23 protein-coding genes are annotated in these 25,121 nt (G+C 71.4%); 9 read left to right on the top strand and 14 right to left on the bottom strand.

Going from position 1 to position 25,121, the window contains the following annotated elements:
• Positions 1-10: 10 nt before the first annotated feature.
• The 5 genes from AOA12_RS04715 to AOA12_RS04695 are packed head-to-tail and all read right to left on the bottom strand — an operon-like array spanning position 11 to position 4,481.
• Positions 11-877 carry a branched-chain amino acid ABC transporter permease gene (locus AOA12_RS04715; RefSeq protein ID WP_054680834.1) on the bottom strand — a complete coding sequence of 289 codons (867 nt, stop codon included), beginning with the start codon at positions 875-877 and terminating at the stop codon, positions 11-13.
• A 2-nt stretch (positions 878-879) separates the two neighbouring features.
• A complete protein-coding gene (locus AOA12_RS04710; RefSeq protein WP_054680832.1) occupies positions 880-1,758 on the bottom strand; it encodes a branched-chain amino acid ABC transporter permease in 879 nt (292 codons plus the stop codon).
• A complete protein-coding gene (locus AOA12_RS04705) occupies positions 1,758-2,474 on the bottom strand; it encodes an ABC transporter ATP-binding protein (protein ID WP_054680830.1) in 717 nt (238 codons plus the stop codon). Before AOA12_RS04705 ends, AOA12_RS04710 begins: the two co-directional genes overlap by 1 nt.
• Positions 2,471-3,280 carry an ABC transporter ATP-binding protein gene (locus AOA12_RS04700; RefSeq protein WP_054680828.1) on the bottom strand — a complete coding sequence of 270 codons (810 nt, stop codon included), beginning with the start codon at positions 3,278-3,280 and terminating at the stop codon, positions 2,471-2,473. Before AOA12_RS04700 ends, AOA12_RS04705 begins: the two co-directional genes overlap by 4 nt.
• A gap of 7 nt (positions 3,281-3,287) precedes the next feature.
• Complete coding sequence (locus AOA12_RS04695) at positions 3,288-4,481, bottom strand: ABC transporter substrate-binding protein (protein WP_231637182.1); 1,194 nt, start codon at positions 4,479-4,481, stop codon at positions 3,288-3,290.
• Positions 4,482-4,776: 295 nt separating this feature from the next.
• Between AOA12_RS04695 and AOA12_RS04690 the strand changes: the two genes are divergently transcribed.
• From AOA12_RS04690 to AOA12_RS04670, 5 genes are all read left to right on the top strand, one after another.
• Complete coding sequence (locus tag AOA12_RS04690; protein ID WP_054680824.1) at positions 4,777-5,652, top strand: FAS1-like dehydratase domain-containing protein; 876 nt, start codon at positions 4,777-4,779, stop codon at positions 5,650-5,652.
• A 28-nt stretch (positions 5,653-5,680) separates the two neighbouring features.
• Positions 5,681-6,877, top strand: coding sequence for an acetyl-CoA C-acetyltransferase (locus AOA12_RS04685; protein WP_054680822.1), 1,197 nt, complete (start codon positions 5,681-5,683; stop codon positions 6,875-6,877).
• Positions 6,877-8,085 (top strand): CoA transferase, encoded by a 1,209-nt coding sequence (locus tag AOA12_RS04680; protein WP_054680819.1) that lies wholly within the window; start codon positions 6,877-6,879, stop codon positions 8,083-8,085. The genes AOA12_RS04685 and AOA12_RS04680 overlap by 1 nt, the downstream gene beginning before the upstream one ends.
• 51 nt (positions 8,086-8,136) lie before the next feature.
• Positions 8,137-8,880 (top strand): 3-oxoacyl-ACP reductase FabG, encoded by a 744-nt coding sequence (gene fabG / locus AOA12_RS04675; RefSeq protein ID WP_054680817.1) that lies wholly within the window; start codon positions 8,137-8,139, stop codon positions 8,878-8,880.
• A 116-nt stretch (positions 8,881-8,996) separates the two neighbouring features.
• A complete protein-coding gene (locus tag AOA12_RS04670) occupies positions 8,997-9,644 on the top strand; it encodes a PaaI family thioesterase (protein WP_054680815.1) in 648 nt (215 codons plus the stop codon).
• A gap of 21 nt (positions 9,645-9,665) precedes the next feature.
• On the opposite strand, the gene AOA12_RS04665 is transcribed toward AOA12_RS04670, so the two are convergent.
• Together AOA12_RS04665 and AOA12_RS04660 are read right to left on the bottom strand one after the other, a co-directional pair.
• Complete coding sequence (locus tag AOA12_RS04665; RefSeq protein ID WP_054680813.1) at positions 9,666-10,493, bottom strand: SDR family NAD(P)-dependent oxidoreductase; 828 nt, start codon at positions 10,491-10,493, stop codon at positions 9,666-9,668.
• A 129-nt stretch (positions 10,494-10,622) separates the two neighbouring features.
• On the bottom strand, positions 10,623-11,477 hold the full coding sequence (locus tag AOA12_RS04660) for an acyl-CoA thioesterase domain-containing protein (protein ID WP_054680811.1): 855 nt from the start codon (positions 11,475-11,477) through the stop codon (positions 10,623-10,625).
• Between the two features lie 53 nt (positions 11,478-11,530).
• Here AOA12_RS04660 and AOA12_RS04655 point away from each other — a divergent pair, with 53 nt between their 5' ends.
• Positions 11,531-12,562 (top strand): alpha/beta hydrolase, encoded by a 1,032-nt coding sequence (locus tag AOA12_RS04655; protein ID WP_054680809.1) that lies wholly within the window; start codon positions 11,531-11,533, stop codon positions 12,560-12,562.
• A 94-nt stretch (positions 12,563-12,656) separates the two neighbouring features.
• Here AOA12_RS04655 and AOA12_RS04650 read toward each other — a convergent pair whose 3' ends face one another.
• The 3 genes from AOA12_RS04650 to AOA12_RS04640 all read right to left on the bottom strand — a co-directional run bounded on the left by AOA12_RS04650 (position 12,657) and on the right by AOA12_RS04640 (position 16,548).
• Entirely contained in the window at positions 12,657-13,529 is an 873-nt protein-coding gene (locus AOA12_RS04650) for an HpcH/HpaI aldolase/citrate lyase family protein (protein ID WP_054686787.1), read from the bottom strand.
• A gap of 103 nt (positions 13,530-13,632) precedes the next feature.
• A complete protein-coding gene (locus AOA12_RS04645; protein ID WP_054680807.1) occupies positions 13,633-15,078 on the bottom strand; it encodes an aldehyde dehydrogenase in 1,446 nt (481 codons plus the stop codon).
• 42 nt (positions 15,079-15,120) lie between these two features.
• Positions 15,121-16,548 (bottom strand): MmgE/PrpD family protein, encoded by a 1,428-nt coding sequence (locus tag AOA12_RS04640; protein ID WP_054680806.1) that lies wholly within the window; start codon positions 16,546-16,548, stop codon positions 15,121-15,123.
• 219 nt (positions 16,549-16,767) lie between these two features.
• On the opposite strand from AOA12_RS04640, the gene AOA12_RS04635 reads away from it, so the two are divergent.
• On the top strand, positions 16,768-17,670 hold the full coding sequence (locus AOA12_RS04635) for an SDR family NAD(P)-dependent oxidoreductase (RefSeq protein ID WP_082406466.1): 903 nt from the start codon (positions 16,768-16,770) through the stop codon (positions 17,668-17,670).
• Between the two features lie 226 nt (positions 17,671-17,896).
• On the opposite strand, the gene AOA12_RS04630 is transcribed toward AOA12_RS04635, so the two are convergent.
• The 3 genes from AOA12_RS04630 to AOA12_RS04620 are packed head-to-tail and all read right to left on the bottom strand — an operon-like array spanning position 17,897 to position 20,549.
• Entirely contained in the window at positions 17,897-18,742 is an 846-nt protein-coding gene (locus AOA12_RS04630) for an ABC transporter permease (protein WP_054680802.1), read from the bottom strand.
• Positions 18,739-19,611 carry an ABC transporter permease gene (locus AOA12_RS04625; protein ID WP_054680801.1) on the bottom strand — a complete coding sequence of 291 codons (873 nt, stop codon included), beginning with the start codon at positions 19,609-19,611 and terminating at the stop codon, positions 18,739-18,741. Before AOA12_RS04625 ends, AOA12_RS04630 begins: the two co-directional genes overlap by 4 nt.
• Entirely contained in the window at positions 19,608-20,549 is a 942-nt protein-coding gene (locus AOA12_RS04620; protein WP_156366394.1) for an ABC transporter ATP-binding protein, read from the bottom strand. The genes AOA12_RS04625 and AOA12_RS04620 overlap by 4 nt, the downstream gene beginning before the upstream one ends.
• A gap of 352 nt (positions 20,550-20,901) precedes the next feature.
• Between AOA12_RS04620 and AOA12_RS04615 the strand changes: the two genes are divergently transcribed.
• Both AOA12_RS04615 and AOA12_RS04610 read left to right on the top strand, forming a co-directional pair.
• Positions 20,902-21,111 carry an AsnC family protein gene (locus tag AOA12_RS04615; RefSeq protein ID WP_156366393.1) on the top strand — a complete coding sequence of 70 codons (210 nt, stop codon included), beginning with the start codon at positions 20,902-20,904 and terminating at the stop codon, positions 21,109-21,111.
• 27 nt (positions 21,112-21,138) lie between these two features.
• Entirely contained in the window at positions 21,139-23,034 is a 1,896-nt protein-coding gene (locus tag AOA12_RS04610) for an ABC transporter ATP-binding protein (RefSeq protein ID WP_054680795.1), read from the top strand.
• A gap of 117 nt (positions 23,035-23,151) precedes the next feature.
• Here AOA12_RS04610 and AOA12_RS04605 read toward each other — a convergent pair whose 3' ends face one another.
• On the bottom strand, positions 23,152-25,047 hold the full coding sequence (locus AOA12_RS04605) for a phosphoenolpyruvate carboxykinase (GTP) (RefSeq protein ID WP_054680793.1): 1,896 nt from the start codon (positions 25,045-25,047) through the stop codon (positions 23,152-23,154).
• Positions 25,048-25,121 lie beyond the last annotated feature (74 nt).

Raw genomic sequence — 25,121 nt, 5'->3', positions numbered from 1 at the left:
GGACGCGCGTTCATCCGCCTGCTCCGGACGCCGGCTCGACGGCGTGCCGCCTCTCGGCGCGGCGCGGACGGAAGATGCGTCGTGGGATGATGCCCTGCGGCCGCCAGACGATGATCGCGATCGCCGCGACGCCGAAGACGACCATGCGCCACTCGTCGGTCGCGCGCAGCAGCTCGGGCATCGCCGTCCAGATGGCCGCGCCGAGGATGGGGCCCCGCCAGCTGTTCGCGCCGCCGATGACGACCATGAGCAGGAACGCCAGGCTGTGGGTGAAGCTGCCGGTGTCGGCCGACACGATCGTCGTGAAGCCCGCGTACAGCACGCCGGCCATGCCCGCGATGCCGCCGCCGATCGCGAACGCGATGCCGCGTGTGCGCGCCACGTCGATGCCCATCACGACTGCGGCATCCTGATCGACGCGGGCCGCGGCGTGCGCGACGTAGAGCGGCGATCGATCGAACAGGTACACGGCGACCGCCACGACGACCAGGACGACGAGCACGACGACGAGGCTCGTATAGCGCGGGATGCCGCCGAGGCCGAAAGCGCCGCCCAGACCGGGGATGCGTTTGACGAGCTCCATCGCGACGACGCCGAAGGCGAGGGTCGCGACCGCGAAGTACAGACCGCGCACCCGTGCCAGCAGCCGTGCCAGAACGCCGCCGACGACCGCCGCCACGACGAAGCCCGCGACGAGGGCGACGGGCAGCGGCATGCCGAGCGCCGTCGAGACGTATCCGCCCGCGTATCCGCCGATGCCGAACAACGCGCCGTGCGCGAGCGAGAACTGGCCGCTGGAGAGGGTGAAGTAGAAGCCCAGGGCACCGATCGCATTGATGCCGAGCAGGATCAGGAGCAGCTCGTAGTCGAGGTTCATGGCTAGCCCGCCCTTCGGACACGCTGACGGAAGATGCCCTCCGGCAGCAGGATGACGAACAGCAGCAGCAGGCCGTAGCCGACGAGCACGACCATGTCGGCACCGAGGTATGCGGTCGTCATCGCCTCGATGATGCCGAGGCCGAACGCCGCGATGACCGCGCCGATGATCTTGCCGGTGCCGCCGATGACGGCGACGATGAGCGCCTTGAGCGTGAACTCGATGCCGAGCACGGGCGTGATGCTGCCGTACTTCATCACGAGGATGACGGCGGCGAGGCCCGCGAAGCCCGAGCCGACGATGAAGGTGAGCGATCGCATCCTGCCCACGTTGATGCCGAAGGTCGACGCGACCCTCGGGTTCTCCGCGGTGGCGCGGATCGCGACGCCCAGCCGTGTCCTGTTGATCATGAAGCTGAGGCCGGCGAAGCCGACGATCAGCACGACGACCGCGATGATGTCGATGGGCCGCAGCGTGATCACGCCGAGCGGCAGGATCGTCGCCGCCCAGCTGTTCGGCACGGGCTTGGCGTAGGGACCGAAGAAGATCAGCACGAGGTTGGTCAGCACGATGCCGACGCCGACCGTGGAGATCAGGGTCCCCATGTGGCCGCCCCCGAGCGCCGGACGCACCGCGACGCGTTCGACCACGGCCCCGAGCACGAGCGAGCCGACGATGACGGCGACGATCGCGAGCGGGATGTTGCCCGTGAGGCCGAGGATCCACACGAAGCCGATGTAGGCGGATGCCAGGAAGATCTCGCCCTGGGCGAGGCTCAGCACGTCGAGCACGGAGAAGATCAGCACGACGCCCAGCGCGACGAGCGCGTAGGTGCTGCCGATCGTGAGACCGTTGACGAGCTGCGCGAGGAAGATGTCCACTATTCGACCCCTCCCAGGTAGGCGTCTTCGATGTCGGTGCGCGCCGCGACCTCCGCGGCGGTGCCGCCCACGACGAGACGGCCGGTGCGCAGCACATAGGCGAAGTCTGCGACGTCCAGCGCGAGCCCGGCGTTCTGCTCGACGAGCAGGATCGTCGTCCCGGCGTCGCGCAGCTCGGCGATGACCCGGAAGATCTCCTCGATGAGCAACGGCGCCAGGCCGAGCGAGGGCTCGTCCATGAGCAGCACCTTGGGCTCCGTGATGAGGGCGCGGCCCACTGCGACCATCTGCTGCTCGCCGCCGCTGAGCAGCGAGGCGGACTCGTTCAGACGGCCCGCGATCGACGGGAACCGCTGCAGCACGTCGTCGAGCCTCGCCTCGGCCGAGCGGCTTCCGAGTCCGGCGCCCATGAGCAGGTTCTCACGCACGGACAGCCGGCTGAAGACCTGACGCCCCTCAGGAACCGATGACAGCCCCGCCTTTGCGCGCCGCTCGGGCCGCATGCCGGTGAGGTCCCTTCCGTCGAGCGTGACCGTGCCGCGGTGTTTCACGAGACCGAGCAGGGCGGCCATGAGCGACGACTTGCCCGCGCCGTTGGCGCCGAGGAGTGCCACAGCCGTGCCCTGCGGGACGTCGAACGACACGCCGTCGACGGCTCGGATCGCGCCGTACGACACGCTGAGGTCCTGCACCCGCAGGTAGCTGTCGGCGCTCATGGCGCATCTCCTTCCTTCGCATGCCGCGTACCGAGGTAGGCCTCGATCACGGCGGGGTCGCGACGCACCTCGTCGGCCGTGCCGTGCGCGATCCGCCGGCCGCGGTTGACGACCGTCACCCGGGTCGCCGCCCTCATGACGAAGTCGATGTTGTGCTCGATGAGCAGCGTGGCGCAGCCGGACGCGTTGATGCGGCGGACCGCCTCGAGGAACGAACGCACCTCGGCGGGGTTCATACCCGCGACGGGCTCGTCGAGCAGCAGCAGTTTCGGGCGTGTGACGAGGGCTCGCGCGATCTCGGTGAGACGCTGCATCGCGAACGGGACCTGGCCGGGCAGGCGGTCGCGGATCGTCCGGGGGACCTCCATGAGGTCGAGCGCCTCGTCGACCGTCGCGCGCGCGTCGCGCCGAGCGCCGGTGCCGAACCACGTGCGGATCTCGCCGAGGGGGCGCTTGAGATCACGGTGGGCGATGCCGACCTCGGCGTTCTCGCGCAGCGTGAGCTCGGGGATGAGCCGCACGTGCTGGAACGAGCGGGCGACGCCGTGGCTGATCAGCTCATGGCGCTTGGCCCGCGTCACGTCGACGCCGCCGATGCGGACGGTGCCGCTGTCGACGTCGACCATGCGGGTGATGACGTTCACCAGGGTGCTCTTGCCGGAGCCGTTGGGGCCGATGAGAGCAGCGGACTCGCCGTGCCCGAGCGTCAGGTCCATGCCCTGAAGCGCGCGCACTCCTCCGAAGCTCACCTCGACCCCGACGGCTTCCAGCAGCGGCGCCGGCGAACCGGGTGCCGTCTCCGTCATCTGCTCGTCAGCCGGCGTTCTCGGGGACGATCTCGCCGATCTTCTCCACGCCGCCGCCGTCGATGATGTGCACGAACGGGATCTCACCGCGCAGGACGTCGCCGCTGCCGTCGTAGCCGAGCGTGCCGGTCACTCCCTCGAAGCCGGAGAGCGTGCTCAGACCCTCGCGCAGCGAGTCGCGCGTGACGTTCTCGTCGGCGGCCTCGGCGATCAGGTAGATCGACTCGTAGCCCAGCGCGCTGAACAGCGACGGCGGGAGGTCGTACTTCTCCGTGAAGGCCTCGGTGAACGCCTTGGCCCGGTCGTTGGCGTCGGGGAGGAAGGGGCTGTAGGCGAAGGCGCCCAGCGTGGCGCCGCCCGAGTTGTCCCACACCTCGTGGCTGAGCATGGCGGTCTCACCGAGGAACTGAGCCTTGTGCCCGCTCTGACGCAGCAGCGCGGTGAGCGATGCGGTGTGCGACGGGAGGGTCGAGAAAGCGATCACGTCGCTGTCCGGAGCGATGCTCGTGGCGATGGCCGAGAAGTCGGTGGTCGCGTTGGGGAAGTCGATGCGCTGCACCTCGACGCCGGCGCCCTTGGCCCCCTCCTCCCACCAGTCGGCGATCTCCTTGTTGGTCGGGTTGTCGCTCAGGCCCAGCACCGTGACCTTCTTGGCGTCCGTCTCCTCGATCGCCTTCACGATGAGCGGCGTGGCGACGTACTGCAGAGGCTGATTGACGCGGAAGGTCCAGTCGTTGAACTCGCCGCCCTCGACGCCGGGGATCGCGCCGAGCGATGCGGGCGGGATCATCACGATGCCGGTCTCGGCGATCGAGTTGTACACGGCCGCGACCTCGGGCGTGAGCAGCGGGCCGAGAAGGGCGATCGTGTCGGCATCGCGCGACATCGACGAGACGACCTGCACGGCTTGAGCAGGGTCGCCGGCGGTGTCCTGCGCGTTGAGCACGAGCTCGCGGCCGCCGATGCCGCCCGCGGCGTTGATCTCCTCGATCGCGAGCTCGGCTCCGTTGCGCACCTCCAGCCCGACGGAGCCCGCCGAGCCGGTGAGCGCGAGAGGGGCGGCGATCGTGATCGTGCCGCCCGACGGCGCAGCGGCGTCCCCGCTCCCCGCGGGCTCGGAGGTGCCTCCGCTGCAGGCTGTGGCGACGAGCGCGGCGGCGGCCAGGCCGACGACGGCGACCGCTCTCTTCGGTGTGAACATCATCGTTCTCCTCTGTGCTGCTGTGTCGTGCGGCACCGCGACGGCGTCGTCGGGCCGCGACGTGGCTTGTGAGCGGGATGACCTCGGGCACCCCTTCGTGCAGCGCCGGTCAGCGCGAGAAATATTCTATTTATGGCTTCGAATCTACACAAGCATAAGAAACTGATATTTCACTGGCGCGGCGCGTGCCGGCTGTCGCAGAATCTAACATTCTGTTAGAATAAGCATCTCGTCCGACGCAACGCGCTATACAATATTGGCGTCGCGATCCTGCCGATCGAAGGAGACGGAGCGCATGACCGAGACCACCCCGGACTACAGCCCATGGATCGGCCGCGCCGAAGCCGTCGACGACGTCGCGTCCCGCGCCGCGGTCGTGCAGCTCGCCGCACTGCTCGACCGGCCGGTCGCCGAGGACGGCATCGACACCGCCGCCCTCACGCCCACGGGGCACTGGCTGCAGTTCACGCCCACGGCACCGCAGAGCGAGCTCGGCACCGACGGGCATCCCCGGCTCGGCGGCTTCATGCCTCCGCTCGACCTGCCCCGGCGCATGTGGGCCGGCAGCACCATCGACTTCACCGCGCCGATCCGCGTGGGACAGCGTCTGCGCAAGACGTCGACGATCGAGTCGATCACACCCAAGAGCGGCTCCAGCGGACGGCTGTGCTTCGTCGTGCTGCGCCACGACGTGGAGGCCGACGGCGTGCACGCGCTCACCGAGCGCCAGACGATCGTCTACCGCGAGGCCGTCGCGCCCGACCCCGCCGCGGGCTCGCCGCGCCGCCCTCCGCGCGAGGCCACCGACGTGCCCGAGGGCTGGGACTGGTCGCAGACCGTCGTGCCCGACGAGCGCCTGCTGTTCCGCTTCTCGGCCGTGACGTTCAACACGCACCGCATCCACTACGACCTCCCCTACGCGACCGAGGTCGAGGGCTACCCCGGCCTGGTCGTGCACGGGCCGTTGTCGGCGACGCTCATCGTGGCCGGCTTCCGCGACAACCACCCCGGCGCCGAGATCACCCGCTACGAGTTCACCGCACGCTCGCCGATCTTCGCCGGAGAGCAGCTGCACGTCGTCGGCCGCGCGGCGGAGGACGGCGCCGAGGAGCTCGCGGTCATCGCGCCCGGCGGCCAGACGGCCGTCGCGGCGCGCATCGCCTTCCGGTGAGAACCCACCACAGAGTAGAGAGAAAGCCATGACCAGAGCCGCCATCGTCTCCCCCGTCCGCACCGGCGTCGGTGCCTACGGCAAGTCCCTCCTGCCGGTCGCCGTCGAGAAGCTCGGCGCGACCGTCGTCAAGGCCGTGATCGAGCGCTCGGGCGTCGACCCCGAGCTCATCGAGGACGTCGTCTTCGCGCAGTCGTACGCGTCGAGCGAGACGCCGTGCGTCGGCCGCTGGATCGCGCTCGAGGCGGGCCTGCCCATCCACACGGCGGGCATGCAGCTCGACCGCCGCTGCGGCGGCGGCCTGCAGTCGATCGCGACCGCGGCCATGATGGTGCAGACGGGCGCCGCCGACGTCGTCATCGCGGGCGGCGTCGAGAGCATGAGCAACATCGAGTACTACTCGACCGACATGCGCTGGGGCAAGCGCGCCGGCAACGTCACCTTCTACGACCGCCTCGACCGCGGCCGCGAGCGCTCGCAGCCGGTGGAGCGGTTCGGCTACATCTCGGGCATGATCGAGACCGCCGAGAACGTCGCCAAGCAGTACGACGTGACGCGCGAGGAGGCCGACGTGTTCGCCGCGCGCAGCCAGCAGAACGCGGCCGCCGCCTGGGCGCGGGGAGCGTTCGACGACGAGATCGTTCCCGTCGAGGTGCCGCAGCGCAAGGGCGACCCGATCGTCTTCGCGAAGGACGAGGGCGTGCGCGCCGACACGACGGTCGAGTCGCTCGCCGCGCTGCGCCCGATCATGAAGGGCGGGGTGACGACCGCCGGCAACGCGAGCCAGCAGAACGACGCGGCCGCCGCGTGCCTCATCGTCGCCGAGGACAAGCTCGACGAGTACGGCCTCGAGCCCATCGCCTTCCTCGAGGGCTGGACGGCGGTCGGCTGCGACCCGGCGACGATGGGCCTCGGCCCCGTGCCGGCCGTCGAGAAGCTGTTCCGCCGCACGGGCCGCTCGTGGGGCGACATCGATCTCATCGAGCTCAACGAGGCGTTCGCGGCGCAGGCGCTCGGCGTCGTGCGCGGCTGGGGCCTGGAGTCGATCGACAACCTCAACGTCAACGGCTCCGGCATCTCGCTCGGCCACCCCGTGGGCGCCACGGGCGTGCGCATCATGACCTCGCTCGTGCACGAGCTGCACCGCCGCGGCGGCGGCCGCGGCCTGGAGACCATGTGCATCGGCGGCGGCCAGGGCATGGCCGCGATCTTCGAGGTCGTGTGATGACGGCATCCGGCCGGCCCGCACCGCTCGCGGGCGTGCGCGTCATCGAGATCTCCGCGTTCGTCGCCGCGCCCCTGGGCAGCATGACGCTCGCGCAGCTGGGCGCCGACGTGATCCGCATCGACCCCATCGGCGGCAACATCGACTACACGCGGTGGCCGATCACCGACGAGGGCCGCAGCATCTACTGGGCGAGCCTCAACAAGGGCAAGCGCTCGGTGACCCTCAACCTCAAGAGCCCGGAGGGCCAGGCGCTCGCGACGCAGCTGATCGCCGACGCGGGCACGGTCGTCACGAACCTGCCCGCGCACGGCTGGCTGAGCTACGAGAACCTCGTGCAGCACCGCCCCGACCTCGTGATGCTGCGCCTCACGGGCACGCACACGGGCGGCCCCGCCGTCGACTACACGGTCAACGCCGCGAGCGGCTTCCCCGTGATCACCGGACACGACGAGAAGCCCGTCAACCACGCCCTGCCGGCGTGGGACGTCATCGCGGGCGTCTACATCGCGAACGGCGTGCTCGCCGCCGAGCTGGAGCGCCGCACGTCGGGCACGGGCCAGGAGGTGAACCTCGCCCTCTCGGATGTCATGCTCGCCACCGTCGGCAACCTGGGCTACGTCGCCGAGATCCAGACGAAGGGGTCGACGCGCGGCCCGCTCGGCAACGGGCTCTACGGCGCCTACGGCCAGAGCTTCCGCACGGCGGACGACCGCGAGGTCATGGTCGCCGTCATCTCGAACCGGCACTGGAGCTCGCTCGGCAAGGCCACGGGCCTCGCCGAGAAGCTCGCGATGATCGGGCCGCTGCTCGACATCGACCTGTCGACCGAGGGCGGGCGCTACGAGGCGCGAGAGGCGATCGACGCCGTGCTGCGGCCGTGGTTCGCGGCGCGCACGGCGGCGGAGGCGGCCGAGAGGCTCGCCGCCGCCGGTGTGCTGCAGGGCGTGTTCCAGACGTTCGAGCAGCTCGTGAACGACGACCCGGCGTGCTCGACGGAGAACCCCCTGTTCACCGAGATCGACCAGCCCGGCGTCGGCCGGGTGCTCGCGCCGCGCGTGCCGCTCAGCTTCGCGGCGTCGCCCGTCGCAGACGCGCAGCCCGCGCCGTCTCTCGGCGAGAACACCGACGACGTGCTGCAGAGCGTGCTGGGCGTGGACGCCGACCGCATCGCGCAGCTGCGCGCCGACGGCGTGCTCGCTCCCTGAGCGTCCGCCATACTCATCGTCCATAGAAGGCCCACGAGAGGGAACAGACACATGCCACTGCTTCAGGACCGCACCGCCGTCGTCACCGGCGCCGCGCAGGGAATCGGCTACGCGATCGCCGAGGCGCTCGCGGCCGAGGGCGCGAACATCGTCATCGCCGACCTCAACGCCGACGCGGCGTCCGCCGCAGCCGAGCGCCTCGGCATCGGCGACCGCGCGATCGGCGTCGCCACCGACGTGTCGAAGGGCGAGGACGTCACCGCGCTCATCGCGGCCGCGAAGGACCGCTTCGGCTCGCTCGACGTGTTCGTCAACAACGCGGGCATCACGCGCGACGCGACGATGCGCAAGATGACCGAGGACATGTTCGACCAGGTCATCGCCGTGCACCTGCGCGGCTCGTGGCTCGGCACCCGGGCGGCCGCCGACGTCATGCGCGACCAGCCGAGCGGCGGCTCGATCATCAACATCTCGTCCATCTCGGGCAAGATCGGGAACCCCGGCCAGACCAACTACAGCGCGGCCAAGGCCGGCATCGTGGGCCTGACCAAGGCGGCCGCCAAGGAGGTCGGCTTCGCGAAGGTGCGCGTCAACGCGGTGCAGCCCGGCCTCATCCGCACGGCGATGACCGAGGCGATGCCCGAGGCGGCCCTCAAGGAGCGCCTCGCCGGCATCCCCCTCGGCCGCATGGGCGAGCCGGCCGAGATCGCCCAGGCCGTGCTCTTCCTCGCCAGCGACATGTCGAGCTACATCACGGGCATCACGATCGAGGTCGCGGGCGGCCGCGCCATCTGACGCGACCGACGGGTCGTGACGCGGAGGGGCGGGGTCTGCGGATCCCGCCCCTCCGTCTTCGCTGCGCGCGCCGCGCGCCGGGCGACGACGCGGAGGAAGCGGTGGAAGGAGACCGGATGGATGCCGACGACGCGGCCCGCCGTGCCGTGGAGACGCTCGGCGACACGGTGCGCCGGCTGGTCATGACGCTCACCGAGACGCGGGTCTCGGCCGGTGAGCTCGCCGAGGCCGACGAGCTGTGCCGCCGCGCGGAGGCCCTGCTCGCGCGCGACGCACGCAGGCCACTGGAGCCCTCGCCCTACGACGGCTCGGGGCCCGGCGAGCGCCCCTTCACGCTCGGCCGCGGCGTCGCGAACCCGCTGTCGCCGCCGCTCGCGTACGCCTGGGACGACGACGCCGTGCGGGTCGCGTTCACGCTCGGCCGGGCGCACGAGGGCCCGCCCGGCGCGGCCCACGGCGGCGTGAGCGCCCTCGTGCTCGACGACCTGCTGGCGCGGGTGCCGCAGCTGCTCGGCGTCCCGCGCGTGACGCGCGGGCTCGACATACGATATCGCCGTCCCGTGCCCCTGGGCGCCCCGCTCGTCGCCGTCGCGACGGTGACCGGTCAGGCCGGCGTCGAGGTCGACGTGGCGGGCTGGATCGCGCGCGCCGAGGAGCCCGACGTGCGGCTCGCCGAGGCGACGGCGACCTTCGTGCGCCTGCGCGACGACCAGGTGCGGCGGCTGATCCCCGACTGGACGCCCTCGAGCGAGTGGCCCGACTGACCGCTGTCGCTCAGCGGCGTCTCAGACCGTGACCATGCGGGACTTGTCCATGAGCAGGTCCATGCCGCCGTCGGCGGCGAGCGTCTGCCCCGTGACGAACGACGACTCGCTCGAGTGGAAGAAGAGGTGCACGAAGGCGACCTCACGGGGGTGCGCCATCACGCGCAGCGCGCCCTCGTTGTTCTGGTCGCTGCGGCGACGGCGGTCCTTCGCCGCCTCGAGCGCCTCGCCGGTGAGTCCGACGCCCTCGTCGAAGTTGGTGAGCATCTTGCCGGGGTGCACGACGTTCACGCGGATGTTGCTGGGCGCGACCTCGCTGGCGAGGAAGCGGGTGAGCGCGGTCGCACCGTACTTCGCGGCCGTGTAGGCGCCCAGCGTCGAGCCGCCGAGGATCGAGTACCCGGCGTTCGAGCCCGTCAGCGTCATGGTGCCGCCGCCCGCGCGGAGCAGGGCGGGGATCGCCGCCTTGAACGTGCGCCACGCGCCGACGAGGTTGATGTCGATGACGACGTTCATCTCCTCCTCGGTGACGTCGACGAGCTTCTTGCGCGAAGCGGCACCGCCGATGCCCGCGTTCGCGACGACGGCGTCGAGCTTGCCGAAGCGGGACTCGAGCTCCTCGACGGCGGCGGTGATCGTGTCGCCGTCGGTGACGTCGACGCGCAGGAACACGGCCTGCCCGCCCGCGGCGGCGATCTCGTCGACGAGCGCCTGCCCGCGCACCTCGTCGATGTCCGCGACGCCCGCGACCGCGCCCTCGCTCGCGAACAGCTTGGCCGTCTCCGCGCCGAGGCCCGATGCGGCACCGGTGATCAGGGCCACTCGGCCCTCGAGTCGATTGTCGGTCATTCGCTACTCCTTCGTGAACACGTCCTCGTCGTGCGAGGCGTTCGGCAGCGGCCCCAATGCCACTACCGTTTTCATATTATATATGAAGTGAGATCAATGGTCGAGCCCTCATTCGCCGTCACCACGACCTCACTCGCGGAGCGGAAGCGTCTCGAACCCTCCCCCCGGCACGCACGCGATGCGCACGTGCGTATGGGCGAGTCCCGTCACGGTCGCGGTGCCGAGCGCGCCCCGCTCGTCGAACAGCAGCGCCGTGCCCGTCGACATGCCCGCATGGGAGGTGTGGGCGAGCACGGCGAATCCCACGCCGTCGCCCGCGGGCATGCGGCTGACCGCCAGGTGCACATCGGCGTTGATGAACAGGAAGCCGCGCGGGCTCCAGTGCGTCGTCATGCTCGCGAAGTCGCTCACCGCGGTGAGCCAGTCGAACGGAGCGGGGGTCTCGCCCTCCACGACGTCGACGGCCGCCTGCCACACCACGACACGGGAGGGCACGGGCACCGCGCTCGCATCGGTCGTCCAGTCCGCCCCCTCCCCGCGGAAGCAGCGGCCCACGGCGTCGAGCGGCGTTCCGGGCGGCGGCGGCGCGGGCACATCGGGCGTCGACCAGATCTCGTCGTCCGGTTGATCCCCCGGCCGCACGAACGTGACATGAGCCCGGGCGACGACCCCGGCATCCTGCTCGAGGAACGCGTCGAGCGTGAGGATGCGCCCGCCGTGACGCACGGTCTCCACGCGCACGCGGCAGTGCTGCGTACGCGCCGCACGGAACATCTCGACCGACGAGCGCGACGGCAGGAACGTCGGCTCCAGCCCCTGCGCGACCCGCCGGGCCGCGCGGCCGAGCAGGCCGGCCACGGCGGGCCCGATGAGCTGCTCCTCGCTCCAGCGCGAGCGCGCGGAGCGCAAGGGCATGAAGCCGCGGTCGCCGCCCAGGTCCCGGAAGTACGCCGTCCCGACCGCTCCGCCCGCCACGATATCCATTTACGTATTATGTATCCTGGCCGCTCACCGGCCCGCGAGGAGGCGACGCCGCTATGACATCTCCCACCGGGACATCTCCCACCGAGACGTCTCCCACCGAGACGTCCTCCACCGGGTACACGACCTATCGTGCGTCCGACGGGACCACGCCGGTCTGGCCCGGGCCGCAGACGCCGCCGCACGCCGACCTCGTCCGCGTTCTCGAGGCGATGCGCCGGTATGCGCTGCCCGACTCGGCGACGATGGCCGAGCGCGACGCGCAGCTCGTCGCCGCGACGGCGAACGTGACCGTGCCGGAGGGGCACGAGGTACGGGCCGTGCGGCTCGGCGGGCTCGACGCGGAGATCGTCGGCACCCCCGCGCAGCTCGCCCGGCCGCGACGCGTGCTGCATCTGCACGGCGGCGGCTACGTGCTGGGCTCCCCCGCGACGACCCGCGCGGTCGCAGCCGGGCTGTCGCTCGCGACCGACACGGCGGTCGCGAGCCTCGACTACCGGCTGGCCCCCGCGGCCCCGTTCCCCGCGGCGCTCGACGACGCGGTGTCCGCCTTCCGCGCCCTCGCCGACGAGGCGGGAGACGCGCGCCTCGTCGCGATCTCCGGCGACTCCGCGGGCGGCGGTCTCGCGCTCGCGACCGCGATGCGCCTGCGCGACACGGGCGGCGAGCGGCCGGCGGCCGTCATCGGCCTGTCGCCGTGGCTGGACCTGGCGCTTGCCGGCGGGCCCGCCGACGCGGCGCAGCGCGTCGATCCGCAGGTCACGCCGACGCTGCTCGCGCTGTTCTCCGACGCCTACCTGGGCAGTGCCGACCCGCACGATCCGGCGGCGTCGCCGCTGTACGGCGACCTCACCGGTCTGCCGCCGGTGCTCGCACAGGCGGGCACGCACGAGTATCTGCGCGAGGATGCGCGACGGCTGCTGGAGGCCGCCCGCGCGCAGGGCGCCGACGTCACGGTCGACGTCTTCGACGGCATGATCCACGTGTGGCATGCGCTCGCGCCGCGCCTGGCCGGCGCGCGCGGAGCGCTCGAGCGCGTCGGCGCATGGCTGCGCGACGTCGCGCCCGCCTTCCGCGCCTCCGCCTGACCGCTCGACGCACCCCGCCGACGGAGCCGCACGCGACGGAGCCCCCCGCATCGCGGAGGGCTCCGTCGGTCAGCGCGACGCGCGGACGCTCAGCTCACTCGAACGAGCCGGCCAGCGCGATGATGTCGCGCGCCGTCTTGGCGTGCGCGATGTCGATGTGCTCGCCGTCGTACATGACCGACGCCCGGCCCTGCGCCATCGCGGCGTCGAGCGCGTCGATCATGCCCTGGTAGTACGCGACCTCGTCGGCATCCGGCGTGTAGGTGCGGTTGATCGTCTCGACCTGCATCGGGTGCAGGGCGAGCTCGCCGGCCATGCCGAGCTGGCGGTCGACCTTCGAGGCCGCGGCGAGGCCCTCGAGGTCCTTGATCTGCTGCCAGATGCCGCCGATCGGCTGCTTTCCGGCCGCGCGCGCCGCCATGACGACGCGCGACTTGAGGTAGTCCGACTCACGCCCCTGCGCGGTCCAGACGAAGCCGAGGGCGCGCGCCATGTCGGCGTTCTTGGCGGTCGCGCCCACGATGCCCGCCACCCGCGGGTGCTGGGCGATCTCGTAGCACAGCTGCATCGAGCGCGCCGTCTCCAGCAGCGGGATCAGCTTGACGGTGCCGATCTCGATGTTCGCACGCGCCTCGGCCTCGGCGATCATGCACGACGCCGTGTGCACGTCCTCGGGGCCCCACGGCTTCGAGATCACGAGGCCCTCGACGCCGGGCTGCACGACGGCGAGGATGTCGTCGAGGTCGTAGATGTGGGCCGTGCGGTTGATGCGCACCCACACGCGCTTGCCCTCGGCGACGAGGCCGGGGATACGGCTCGCGACGAGCGCGCGAGCGGCCTCCTTCTCGGCGTGCGGCACGGAGTCCTCGAGGTCGAGGATGATCGCGTCGGCGCCAGCGTTGGCTCCCTTGTCGATCATGGACTCCTTGTTGCCGGGCACGAACAGCAGAGAGCGGATGAGTTTCATGTGGTGGTTCTCCTTCATCGGATGCAAGCAGGCGCGCCCGGTGATCCTATTTTATACATTATAGCCGCGGTCCCCGCTCGTGCGGAGCGGGGACCGCCGCGCATCACGGAGCGCGGTAGACCGTCTGGTACTCCAGGTACGGGTCCACCGAGTGCGGCCCCAGCTCCCGGCCGATGCCGCTGTTCTTGAAGCCGCCGAACGGCGCCTCCACCGGCATCGCCGCAGTGTTGACGCCGATGCTGCCCGCCTCGATGCGGCGGGCGACCTCGGTCGCGCGCTCGCGGTCGGGCGAGAACACGCCGCCCGCCAGGCCGTACTCCGAGTCGTTCGCGATCGCGATCGCCTCCTCGACCGTCTCGTAGGGCATGACCGTCAGCACCGGCCCGAAGATCTCCTCGCGGGCGATGCGCATGTCGTTCGTGACATCGCGGAACACCGTCGGCGCCACGTAGTAGCCGCGGTCGAGCCCTTCGGGACGGTCGGGGCCGCCGATGACGAGCTTCGCGCCCTCCTCGACGCCCAGCCGGATGTACGAGGTCACGCGCTCGTGCTGCGAGGCGTTGACGATCGGGCCGAAGACCGTGGTCGGCTCCGTGGGATCGCCGACCGTCGCCGACGAGAGCGTGTCGGCGACGAAGGACACGATCTCGTCGTACCGCGACGCGGGCGCGAGGATGCGCGTGAGCGAACGGCAGACCTGGCCCGACTGGGGCAGGCACGCGCCGAAGATCCAGGGGCGGAACGTCTCCAGGTCGACGTCGTCGAGGAGGATGCCGGCCGACTTGCCGCCGAGCTCCAGCGTGACGCGCTTGAACTGCCGCGCGCCCTCCTCGCCGATCGCCGCGCCCGCCCGCGTCGATCCCGTGAAGGCGATCTTGCGCACGCCCGGGTGGGCGACGAGCGCCGCCCCGGTCTCGCGCCCGCCCGTGACGAGGTTGACGACGCCCGCGGGGATGCCGGCGGCCTCGATCGCCTCCATGAGCGGGTAGGCGTCGAGCGACGTCTCGGCGGCCGGCTTGATGACGACCGTGCAGCCGGCCACGAGCGCGGGGCCGAGCTTGCGCGCCACGAGCGGCTGCGGCCCGTTCCACGCCACGACGATCGCCGTGACGCCGACGGGCACCCGACGGATCAGCGCGTCGCCGTTCGCCGTCTCGATGTGCTCCTCGGGCACGATCCTCTCGGCCAGGGAGGCGAAGTAGCGGTACTCGCGCGGCGTCGCCGCCAGATGGCCCCGGGCGATGCTGATCGGCAGCCCGTTCTCCTTCGTGAGCAGCTGCGCGATGTCCTCCGCGCGCGCCTCGAGCTCGTCGGCGAGCCGCAGCAGGTGACCGGCCCGCTCGACCGGCGTGAGCGCCGCCCACGCGGGCGCCGCCTCCTGCGCCGCGCGCACGGCGGCGTCGACGTCCTGCGCGTCGCCGTCGACGGCGGAGCCGAACTGCTCCTCCGTGGCAGGATTGACGAGCGGGATGCGGGCGGTCGAGTGCGCGGGGCGCGCCTCGCCGCCGATGACGAGGTGCGTCGGATCGAGGTTGATGGTGTTCGTCATTGACACTCCCTTGTTGGTGTTCTCTTCGGCGCGCGGGCCGGGTCAGTCCGTCGCGGTCGGGCGCACGAGCGCGGTGAGCGCGACGGCGTCGTCGAGGTCTTCGAGGTGCCGCACGGCCTCGATGATCGCCTCGGCGTCGGCGTCGGAGACGACGCCCTCGACGTTGCGGCGGAACTTGGCGGCCAGCTCGTCGTCGGTCATGTAGCTCCACTCCTCCGGCGAGGGGCTGCCCTTCGGATAGTTGCTGTCGGCCGTCCACACCTGGCCGCGCGCCCGCACCGCGACGCGCGAGGTGCGCGCCGCAGGGTCCTTCGCGAGCGCGGCCGCGTGGTCCGGGTGAGGGCTGAACGTCGAGCGCTCCATGAGCGCGAGCACGCCCGGGTCGTGCACCGCGGCGGGCGCCTGCCACGCGGGGCCGACGGGGATGCGGCTCGCGGCCATCGCGAGCCCGTGCGTCATGGAGAACTGCGCGTCACGGGGGTTGCGGATGTGCTCGTTGACCCACACGGGCTGCTGCACGAAGCTCTCGCCCCAGGCCTCGATCGACTCGATCTCGTCGGGACGCAGGTCGTTCTCCTCGACGATGCCGATGAGCCGGTCGAAGATCGCGTGCATCACGCGGCAGTGCGGGTAGGGCTTGAACGACTGGAACGGCGTGAACGTCCAGGCCTCGCCGAGGGCGTCGGTGATGGGCGCCGGCTCCCAGCGCCGCGTGCCGATGAAGCGGGGGAAGCCGTACTCGCGGTCGTCGAGGATCTCCCGGTCGCCCGTGTGCCCGAGCTCGGCGAGGCTCGCGGCCGTCACGGCGTTCAGGGCGAGGCCCCCCGCGAGCTGGTACTTGATGGTCGTCGCGGGAGCGTGCATCATCCACGCCCGCTGCGAGTTGACCGGGGCGGTCGAGCCCACGATGCCCAGGGCGTCGGCGAGGGTGTCGGCCGAGAATCCCCGGATGACGCCGACGGCGGCCGCCGCGCCGAACTGCGTGCTGCTGTAGCCGAGCACCGCCGGGATCGTGACGACGCCGTCGACGATGTCGCGCAGGTAGTCGGTCGCCTTGCCGATGCGGAACGAGATCTCGTGCGCGACGGCGATCGACTCCAGCAGGCGACGTCCGTTCGCGCGCACGCCCTCGGCCGCGGCGAGAGCGCCGGGCAGCACATACGGGGTCACGTGACCGGGTGGCAGGACGGCATCCTGGTCGAGCGCGTTGATGAGCTCGGCGTTGGCGAAGGCGGCAGCCGGGACGCTCGTGCGCTCCCCGGTGCCGAGGATCGTGGCGTCTCCCGCCGCACCGCCCAGCGTGCGGGCGTAGGCGACGCCGCGCCGGGCGCCCTCGTCGCCGAGCGAGGCGACGGCACAGCCGATCGAGTCGAGCAGGATGCGCTTCGACTCCGACACGACGTCCGCGGGCAGGGTGTCGTACGCCGCCGACGCGGCGAACTCGGCGAGCTGGTCGACGATGGTGGGCATGGTAAGGACGCTCCCTTGCTCCTCTGCATCCGGCGCCGTAGCCGGGCATAGTATCAATATATTATCGACAATAACGAGCCCTGGGCCACCGGGAACATGGGAGGAATCTGACCCCTGTTCCCGAGCGGGCACGCGCCGTAGGCTCAGAGCACCATCCGAAATGCGACGGAGCCCTCGGATTGTGGAGCCGTCGCCTGCACTCAATGAAGGCGAGTGAACATGTTGCGTTTTGACGGAAAAGTGGCGCTGATCACGGGCGGCGGTCGCGGTCTCGGCCGGTCCCACGCTCTGCTGCTCGCGTCGCGCGGAGCGTCGATCGTGATCAACGATCTCGGTGGCGGGCTCAAGGGCGAGAACCCCGGTCACTCGGCCGCCGACGCGGTCGTCGAGGAGATCGTCGCCGCCGGCGGCCAGGCCGTCGCCAACTACGGCGACGTGACCACCGACGCCGAGGCCATCGTGCAGGCGGCGATCGACGCGTTCGGACGCCTCGACATCGTGATCAACAGCGCCGGCATGAACGTGCCGGCGTTCGCGAGCGAGGAGAACTACGTCGAGATCATCCGCCGCCACATCGACGTCAACTACAACGGCACCGTCGCCGTGACCGCCGCCGCGTGGCCGCACCTGGTCGCGAGCGGCGCCGGCCGCGTCATCAACACGGCCTCGCCCACGCTGAGCGGCTGGGAGGGCCAGACGCCCTACGTCGCGTCGAAGGGCGCGGTGTTCGCGTACACGCGCACCCTGTCGATCGAGGCGCTCAAGCAGGGCATCAAGGTCAACGCGATCGCGCCGACCGCATGGACGCGCATGGCCGAGGCGGCCGAGATCCCCGACTCGCTCAAGGAGACGCTCAAGACGACGATGCTCACCGAGATGGTCTCGCCGATGGTGGCCTACTTCGCGCACGAGGAGTGCGCCGTGACGGGCGAGACCTGGCTGACGCAGGGCGGGCTCATGCAGCGCTTCTCGCTGGCGATGAACGACGGCTACGCGAACCCCGATGCGACCCCCGAGGACATCCAGGCGCACATCGACGAGATCACCGACGACTCGACGGCCAAGCCCCTCGGCATCATCGGCACGCCCGGCGGAGCCACCCTGCTCGACCTGTTCGAGTGATTCGAGCAAGAAGAGGCGACCCGTCTCGGACATCCGCCCCGTCGTCCGAGACACCACCGGCGAACGGTCCGCACGGCCGCGACCGGTGACGGCACACGCCTCGGTCGATGCAGGGGGGAGGTGCCGCCGGCCCCGCGCTCGGCGGCACCTCGACTCCTCGTCCCGTGCGCTCACCCGACGAACCGGTCGCCGGAGGCCGTCCGGCGCACCCGCCCCGGCCACGGTCTCAATCCAGGAACAGGGCGCGCAGGCGCCGCGTCGTGAAGACGAGCCCGATCGCGATCATGACGACGTAGTAGAGCACGTGCCAGAGCATCCCGATGCCGACCGCGCCCGTGGTGAGCCCGCGCACGAGCTCGACGCCGTGCCACAGCGGCAGGGCCATGACCACGTGCTGCACCCACTCGGGGTACACGTCGATCGGATAGAACGTCGCCGAGAACAGGAACATCGGCAGCAGCACGAAGTTGATCCAGTCCATGTGCTGGAACGTCTTCATGTAGCTCGTGACGGCCATGCCGAGGCTCGCGAAGCCGAAGGCGACGAGCAGCACCGCCGGGAGGGCCAGGATCGCCGTGGGCGCGAGGTTCAGCCCGAACAGCTGCATGACGACCATGAACCCCGAGGCGTAGAGCAGCCCGCGCAGCAGCGCGTAGAGGATCTCGCCGAGGGCGACGTCGAGCGGGCCGAGCGAGGTCGCCAGCATCCCCTCGTAGAGCCTGCCGTAGTTGAGCTTGAAGAAGACGTTCCACGTCGAGTCGTAGATCGCCCCGTTCATCGCCGACACGGCCAGCAGCGCGGGCGCGATGAACGCCGCGTAGGGCACGTCGACGCCCTGCGACGTCTGCACGTCGCCGATGAGGGCGCCGAGGCCGATGCCCATGGATGCCAGGTAGAAGACGGGCTCGAAGAACCCCGACAGCACGACGACCCAGCTCGACGACCGCGCCGCGAGCAGCCCGCGCTGCACGACGGCGCCCGGGTTGCCCGCCCAGAGCGCGCGCACGCCGCCGCGGCGCGCGGTGCCGGCCGGCACGGCATCCCCTCGCACGGTCTGCGCCCGCCCGCTCATCGCGCGAGCCTCCGCACGAACACGCGGCGTCCCCACGCGTAGCCGGCGACGACGAGCGCGAGAAGGTAGGCGAGGTGCACGGCGGTCATCGCGGGGTCGACGGCGGCGCCGTAGGTCGCGACGCGGCCGAGCTCGGCGCCGTGCCACAGCGGCGAGACCCAGCCGATCCACTGCAGCCACACGGGCAGCGTGTCGAGCGGGTAGAACGTGCCCGAGAACAGGAACATCGGCATGAACACGAAGCGCTGCACGAGCGCGAACTGGCCCTTGTCGTCTTCGAGCGACCCGGCGTACGCCATGAGCGGAATGCCGAAGGCGAGCCCCGCGAGCAGGCCGCCGAGGATGGAGAGCCACCCCGTCGCGGGGTCGGGCACGGCGCCGAAGGCCCAGACGAACAGGTAGTACGCGCCGACGGCGACGAGCATGCGCGCGCTCGCGCCCGCGATGACGCCGTTCGCGATCTGCGGGCTCTGCAGCGGCGACGCGTTGAACCCGTAGAAGTAGCGGCGCCACTTGAACCCCGCCATCACGGGGTAGGTCATCTCCTCGGATGCCACCGAGATCGCGGCCGTCACGAGCAGCGCCGGCGCGACGAAGACGAGGTAGCTCACCTCGCGCCCGTGGTCGACGATCGGCGCCTGGATGAGCGCCGCGAGGCCGACCGCGAGGCCGAGCAGGTACATGACGGGCTGGCCGAGCGCGCCGACGACGATGGTCCAGCCGTACGCGCGCATCGCGCGCACCATGTGCTCGGTGACGTACCAGGTGCCGTGGCGGCGCGGCCTGCGCCCCCACTCCATCGCCTCGGCGCGCAGCTCGTCGAGCGTGGGGTGCGCGTGCGCGGCATCCGTCGTGCGCGCCTCGCTCATTCGATCAGCGACCTTCCCGTGAGCCGCAGGAAGACGTCTTCGAGGCTCGAGCGGCGCACGAGGCTCGTGATCGGCTGCAGGCCCGCGGCCGCGACGCGCTCCAGCGCGGCCTCGCCGTCGTCGGCGTAGACGAGCACGCGGTCGGGCAGCACCTCGAGGCGGTCGCCGACGCCCGCGAGCCGTTCGGCGGCCTGCGCGTTGCGGTCGGAGCCGAAGCGCACCTCGAGCACCTCGCGGCTGGAGTGCGCGCGGATGAGCGAGGCAGGCGTGCCCTCGGCCATGATGCGCCCCTTGTCGACGACGATGAGCCGGTCGCACAGCTGCTCGGCCTCGTCCATGTAGTGCGTCGTGAGCACGAGGGTCGTGCCGCGCTCCTTGAGCCGGAACAGCCGGTCCCACAGCACGTGCCGCGCCTGCGGGTCGAGGCCCGTCGTCGGCTCGTCGAGCAGCAGGATGCGGGGGTCGTTGATGAGGCCGCGCGCGATCGTGAGGCGGCGCTTCATGCCGCCCGAGAGCTGGTCGACCTTGTGCTTCGCCCGGTCCTCCAGCTGCGCGAACGCGAGCAGCTCGTCGGCCTTCTGATGGCACACGCTGCCCGGCAGGCCGAAGTAGCGGCCGTAGATGTAGAGGTTCTCGCGGGCGTTGAGCTCGCCGTCGAGGTTGTCCTGCTGCGGCACGACGCCCAGGCGCGAGCGGATCTCGGGCCCGTACCGATCGGGATCGAGGCCGAGGATGCGGAGCTCGCCGGCCGTGCGCGTCGACACGGCGCCGATCATCTTCATCGTCGTCGACTTGCCCGCGCCGTTGGGGCCGAGCAGCCCGAACGACTCCCCCGGCGCGACCTCGAAGCTCAGGTCGTCCACGGCCACGAAGTCGGGCTTCCCCTTCACCCGATACGTCTTGCGCAGGCCACGGGCGGCGATCACGGCTTCAGACACCGCACCACCCTAACCCCGGCCCCCGACACGCCGCCCCGCCCTCCCCCGCCCTTCCCTACCCTTCCCCGCCCTTCCCCGCTTCGACCGCGGCAAAGCGCGGGTCCTGGCCACTCCCACCCGCAGAATGCCGCGGTCGAACAATGGGATCGTCGCCGACACGGTGACCTCTATGCCGAGATGGTGGGTTTCTCGCCGAGATGGTGGGCACCGTTTCGGCGAGAAACCCACCATCTCGCGGACGGGAGAGGCGTGGAGGGATGACGGGGGACCAGGAGGGTCAACTCGGGTTGACGTGCGGGAGACGGTCAACTATCGTTGACGTTGTGCCAGGGCATCCATCCAGGGAGGCATCGTGAACGACACCCGCACCGCCATCGGCTCCGACGAGCACGACCCGCCGCTGCGCGCGATCCGCGACGTCGTGGAGCGCCGGCGCGCGCTCGAGCGCGAGGAGGAGACCGCCGTGCGGCGCGCGCGCAACGCCGGATACTCGTGGCTCGCGATCGCCGGCGCGCTCGGCGTGTCCAAACAGGCGGCGCACAAGAAGTACGGTCGTACATAAGCCCCCGACGTCTCGCGAGGAATCCCCATGTCTGCACCGCGCACCTCCGCCCCGTCCCGGCGACGCTTCGGCCGATCGCGGGACGACGGCCCGCGCGCCCACGTGCGCGAGCTGCTGCCCTACCTGCTCGAGCACCGCGGCGTGCTCGTCGTCGCGACCGTGCTCAGCGTGCTCGCCGCCGTCACGACGCTCGCGCAGCCGCTGCTCGTCGGCCAGGTGATCGAGCGCGTGCAGCTCGGCGACGCGCTCGGGATGCTGGTCTGGGCGATCGTCGTGCTCGTGATCGTGTCGTCGCTCATCGGCGCGCTGCAGCACTACCTGCTGCAGCGCACGGGCACCGCCGTGGTCTACTCCGCACGCCGCCGCCTCATCGCGCGCCTGCTGCGCCTGCCGATCCCCGAGTACGACGCGCGCCGCACCGGCGACCTGGTCTCGCGCGTCGGCACCGACACGACCCTGCTCTACGCCGTGCTCACGCAGGGCCTCGTCGACTCGCTCGGCAACGCCCTGCTGTTCCTCGGCGCGCTCGTCGCGATGGCGATCGTCGACCCCCTGCTGCTCGTGCTCGTGCTCGTCGTGATCGGCGGCTCGATGGCGGCCGTCGGCGGCCTCAGCACCCGCATCCGCCGCGCGACCGCCGTCCAGCAGGAGAAGGTCGGCGCCCTGGCATCCGGGGTCGAGCGGGCCGTCGGCTCGATCCGCACCATCCGTGCGTCCCGCGCCGCCGAGCGCGAGGAGACGGCGATCGCCGCGACCGCGCGCGAGGCGTACGACGCGGGCGTGCGGGTCGCGAAGGCCTCGGCGCTCGTCGTGCCGATCGCGGGCATCGCGCTGCAGCTCTCGCTGCTCGCGGTGCTGGGCGTCGGCGGGTTCCGCGTGGCGTCCGGGGCGATCACGGTCGCCGACCTCATCGTGTTCGTGATGTTCCTGTTCCTGCTCGTGCAGCCGCTCGGCACCTTCTTCGGGGCGATCACGTCGGTCGGGCAGGCGCTCGGCGCGCTCGGCCGCATCCAGGAGGTGCTGAACCTGCCGACCGAGACCGAGGGCGACGCCCCGGCCTCTCCGGCGCCCGTCGCGGACGCCCCCGCGATCGAGTTCCGCGACGTGCGCTTCGCGTACCCGGATGCCGTCGTGCAGGCCCGCCGCACCGCGGAGGCCGAGGCGGTGCGGACGCTCAGCGACGCACACGCCGACACCGCCCCGCTGCAGACGCGCGACGCGCACGATCCCGACGGGCACCGCGGCGAGGTGCTGCGCGGCGTCTCGTTCCGCGTGCCGCATGGCGCCCGCGTCGCCCTCGTCGGCCCGTCGGGCGCCGGCAAGTCGACGACGCTCGCGCTCATCGAGCGGTTCTACGAGCCGACCGACGGCGCGATCCTCGTGGACGGCGTCGACGTGCGGGACCTCGACCGCGACGCGCTGCGCGCGCGGCTCGGCTACGTGGAGCAGGACGCCCCGACGCTCGCCGGCACGATCGCCGACAACCTGCGCCTCGCCTCGCCCGAGGCGACCGACGACGACTGCCGCCGCGTGCTGGACGCCGTCAACCTCACCTCCGTGCTGGAGCGCAGCCCGCTCGGGCTCGACGCCCCCGTGGGCGAGTCGGGCGTGCTGCTGTCGGGCGGCGAGCGCCAGCGCCTCGCGATCGCCCGCGCGCTGCTGGCCGCTCCCCCGATCCTGCTGCTCGACGAGTCGACGTCGTCGCTCGACGGCCTCAACGAGCAGCGCATGCGCGAGGCGATCGACGCGGTCGCCGAGGGCCGCACGCTCGTCGTGATCGCGCACCGCCTGTCGACCGTCGTCGACAGCGACGTGATCGTCGTGCTCGACCGCGGCGAGGTCGCGGGCATCGGCACGCACTCCGAGCTGGTGGCATCCGTTCCGCTCTATCGCGACCTCGCGAAGCACCAGCTGCTCGTGTGACGGGCGGCGCGCCCCGGCGGGGCGGGGTTCGTTGCCGAGGAGGACGCGCGTTCCCGAGGGCGGATGCCGGCGGCATCCTCCTCGGGAACGATCAGGCCCTCGGGAACGAACCGCGCGTCAGGCCTGCTGCGCGCGCTTCAGGCGGTAGCGCAGGGCCTCGAGCTCCGCGTACAGGCGCGGCGGCACCTTGCCCTCGAAGGTCGAGTAGAACTGCTCGGTGAGGTCGGCCTCGTGCAGCCAGCTCTCGGGGTCGACCGCGAACAGCTCCTCGAGGTCCTGCTGCGGCACGTCGATGCCCTCGAGGTTGAGGTCCTCGATGCGGGGCAGGCGGCCGATGGGCGCGTCGACCGCGTCGACGGCACCCTCCAGGCGGCGCACGATCCACTCGATGACGCGCGAGTTGTCGCCGAACCCGGGCCACAGGAAGCGGCCGTCCGAGCCCTTGCGGAACCAGTTGACCTGGAAGACGCGGGGCCGCTTGCTCACGTGCAGCGCCTTGCCCACGCGCAGCCAGTGCGCGAAGTAGTCGGCCATGTTGTAGCCGCAGAACGGCAGCATCGCGAAGGGGTCGCGGCGCAGCTCGCCGACGGTGCCCTCGGCCGCGGCGGTGCGCTCGGACGAGATGTTCGAGCCGATGAAGACGCCGTGCGACCAGTCGGTGGCCTCGACGACGAGCGGCACGTTGGTCGCGCGACGACCGCCGAACAGGATGGCGTCGAGCGGCACGCCCTCGGGGGCCTCCCAGTCGTCCGCGATCTGCGGGCACTGGCCGGCGCTCACGGTGAACCGCGAGTTGGGGTGCGCCGCGGGGCGGCCGCTCGCGGGCGTCCAGGGGTTGCCCTCCCAGTCGGTGAGCTCGGCGGGGGTCTCGTCGGTCAGGCCCTCCCACCACACGTCGCCGTCGGGGCGCAGCGCGACGTTGGTGAAGATGGTGTTGCCCCACAGCGTCTCGACGGCCGTGACGTTCGTCGACTCGCCGGTGCCGGGCGCGACGCCGAAGAAGCCCGCCTCGGGGTTGATCGCCCAGAGCCGGCCGTCGTCGCCGGGGCGGATCCACGAGATGTCGTCGCCGAGGGTCTCGACGCGCCAGCCCGGGATGGTCGGCCGCAGCATCGCGAGGTTGGTCTTGCCGCACGCCGACGGGAACGCGGCGGCGATGTGGTACTTCTTGCCCTCGGGGCTGATGACGCGGATGAGCAGCATGTGCTCGGCGAGCCAGCCCTCGTCGCGGCCGATGACCGAGGCGATGCGCAGCGCGAAGCACTTCTTGGCGAGGATGGCGTTGCCGCCGTAGCCCGAGCCGAACGACCACACCTCGAGCGTGTCGGGGTAGTGCACGATGTACTTCTCGTCGTTGCAGGGCCACGCGACGTCCTGCTCGCCCGGGGCGAGGGGCGCGCCGACGGTGTGCACCGTCTTGACCCACGGCTTGCCCGCGGCGATCTGGTCGATCACGTCGACGCCGACGCGGGTCATGATGCCGATGGATGCCACGGCGTACGCGCTGTCGGTGATCTGCACGCCGATGTGCGAGAGCGGGCCGCCGACGGTGCCCATCGAGAACGGCACGACGTACATCGTGCGGCCGCGCATCGACCCCGCGAACAGGGGCGTGAGGGTCGCGCGCATCTCGTCGGGGGCGACCCAGTTGTTGGTCGGTCCGGCATCCTCCTCGCGCTCGCTCGCGATGTAGGTGCGCCCCTCGGTGCGGGCGACGTCGCCGGGGTGCGAGCGGGCGAGGTACGAGCCCGGCCGCCATTCGGGGTTGAGCTTGATGAGGCGGCCCTCGTCGACCATCTCGCGCAGCAGCGCCTCGTTCTCCAGTCGCGATCCGCCGACCCAGTGCACGCGGTCGGGGGTCGTGAGCGCGGCGATCTCGTCGACCCAGGCGTACAGCGCCTCGACGTGCTCGCCCTCGCGGGCGGGCCGCTCGCCGAACGCCGACAGCGGCGTGACCGCCGCCCCGGGACCGGTGGTCGTGGACGAGCGGGAGAAGACGTCGGCGATGGCCATGGATGCACTCCTTCTGAGAGATGGTGCGGCGAGATGATGCGGGTGTCGCGCAGGGGGGATCGTTATCCAGAATG

Source organism: Microbacterium sp. No. 7, assembly GCF_001314225.1.
Taxonomy (GTDB): Bacteria; Actinomycetota; Actinomycetes; order Actinomycetales; family Microbacteriaceae; genus Microbacterium.
This window is presented reverse-complemented; position numbering and strand designations above follow the sequence as displayed.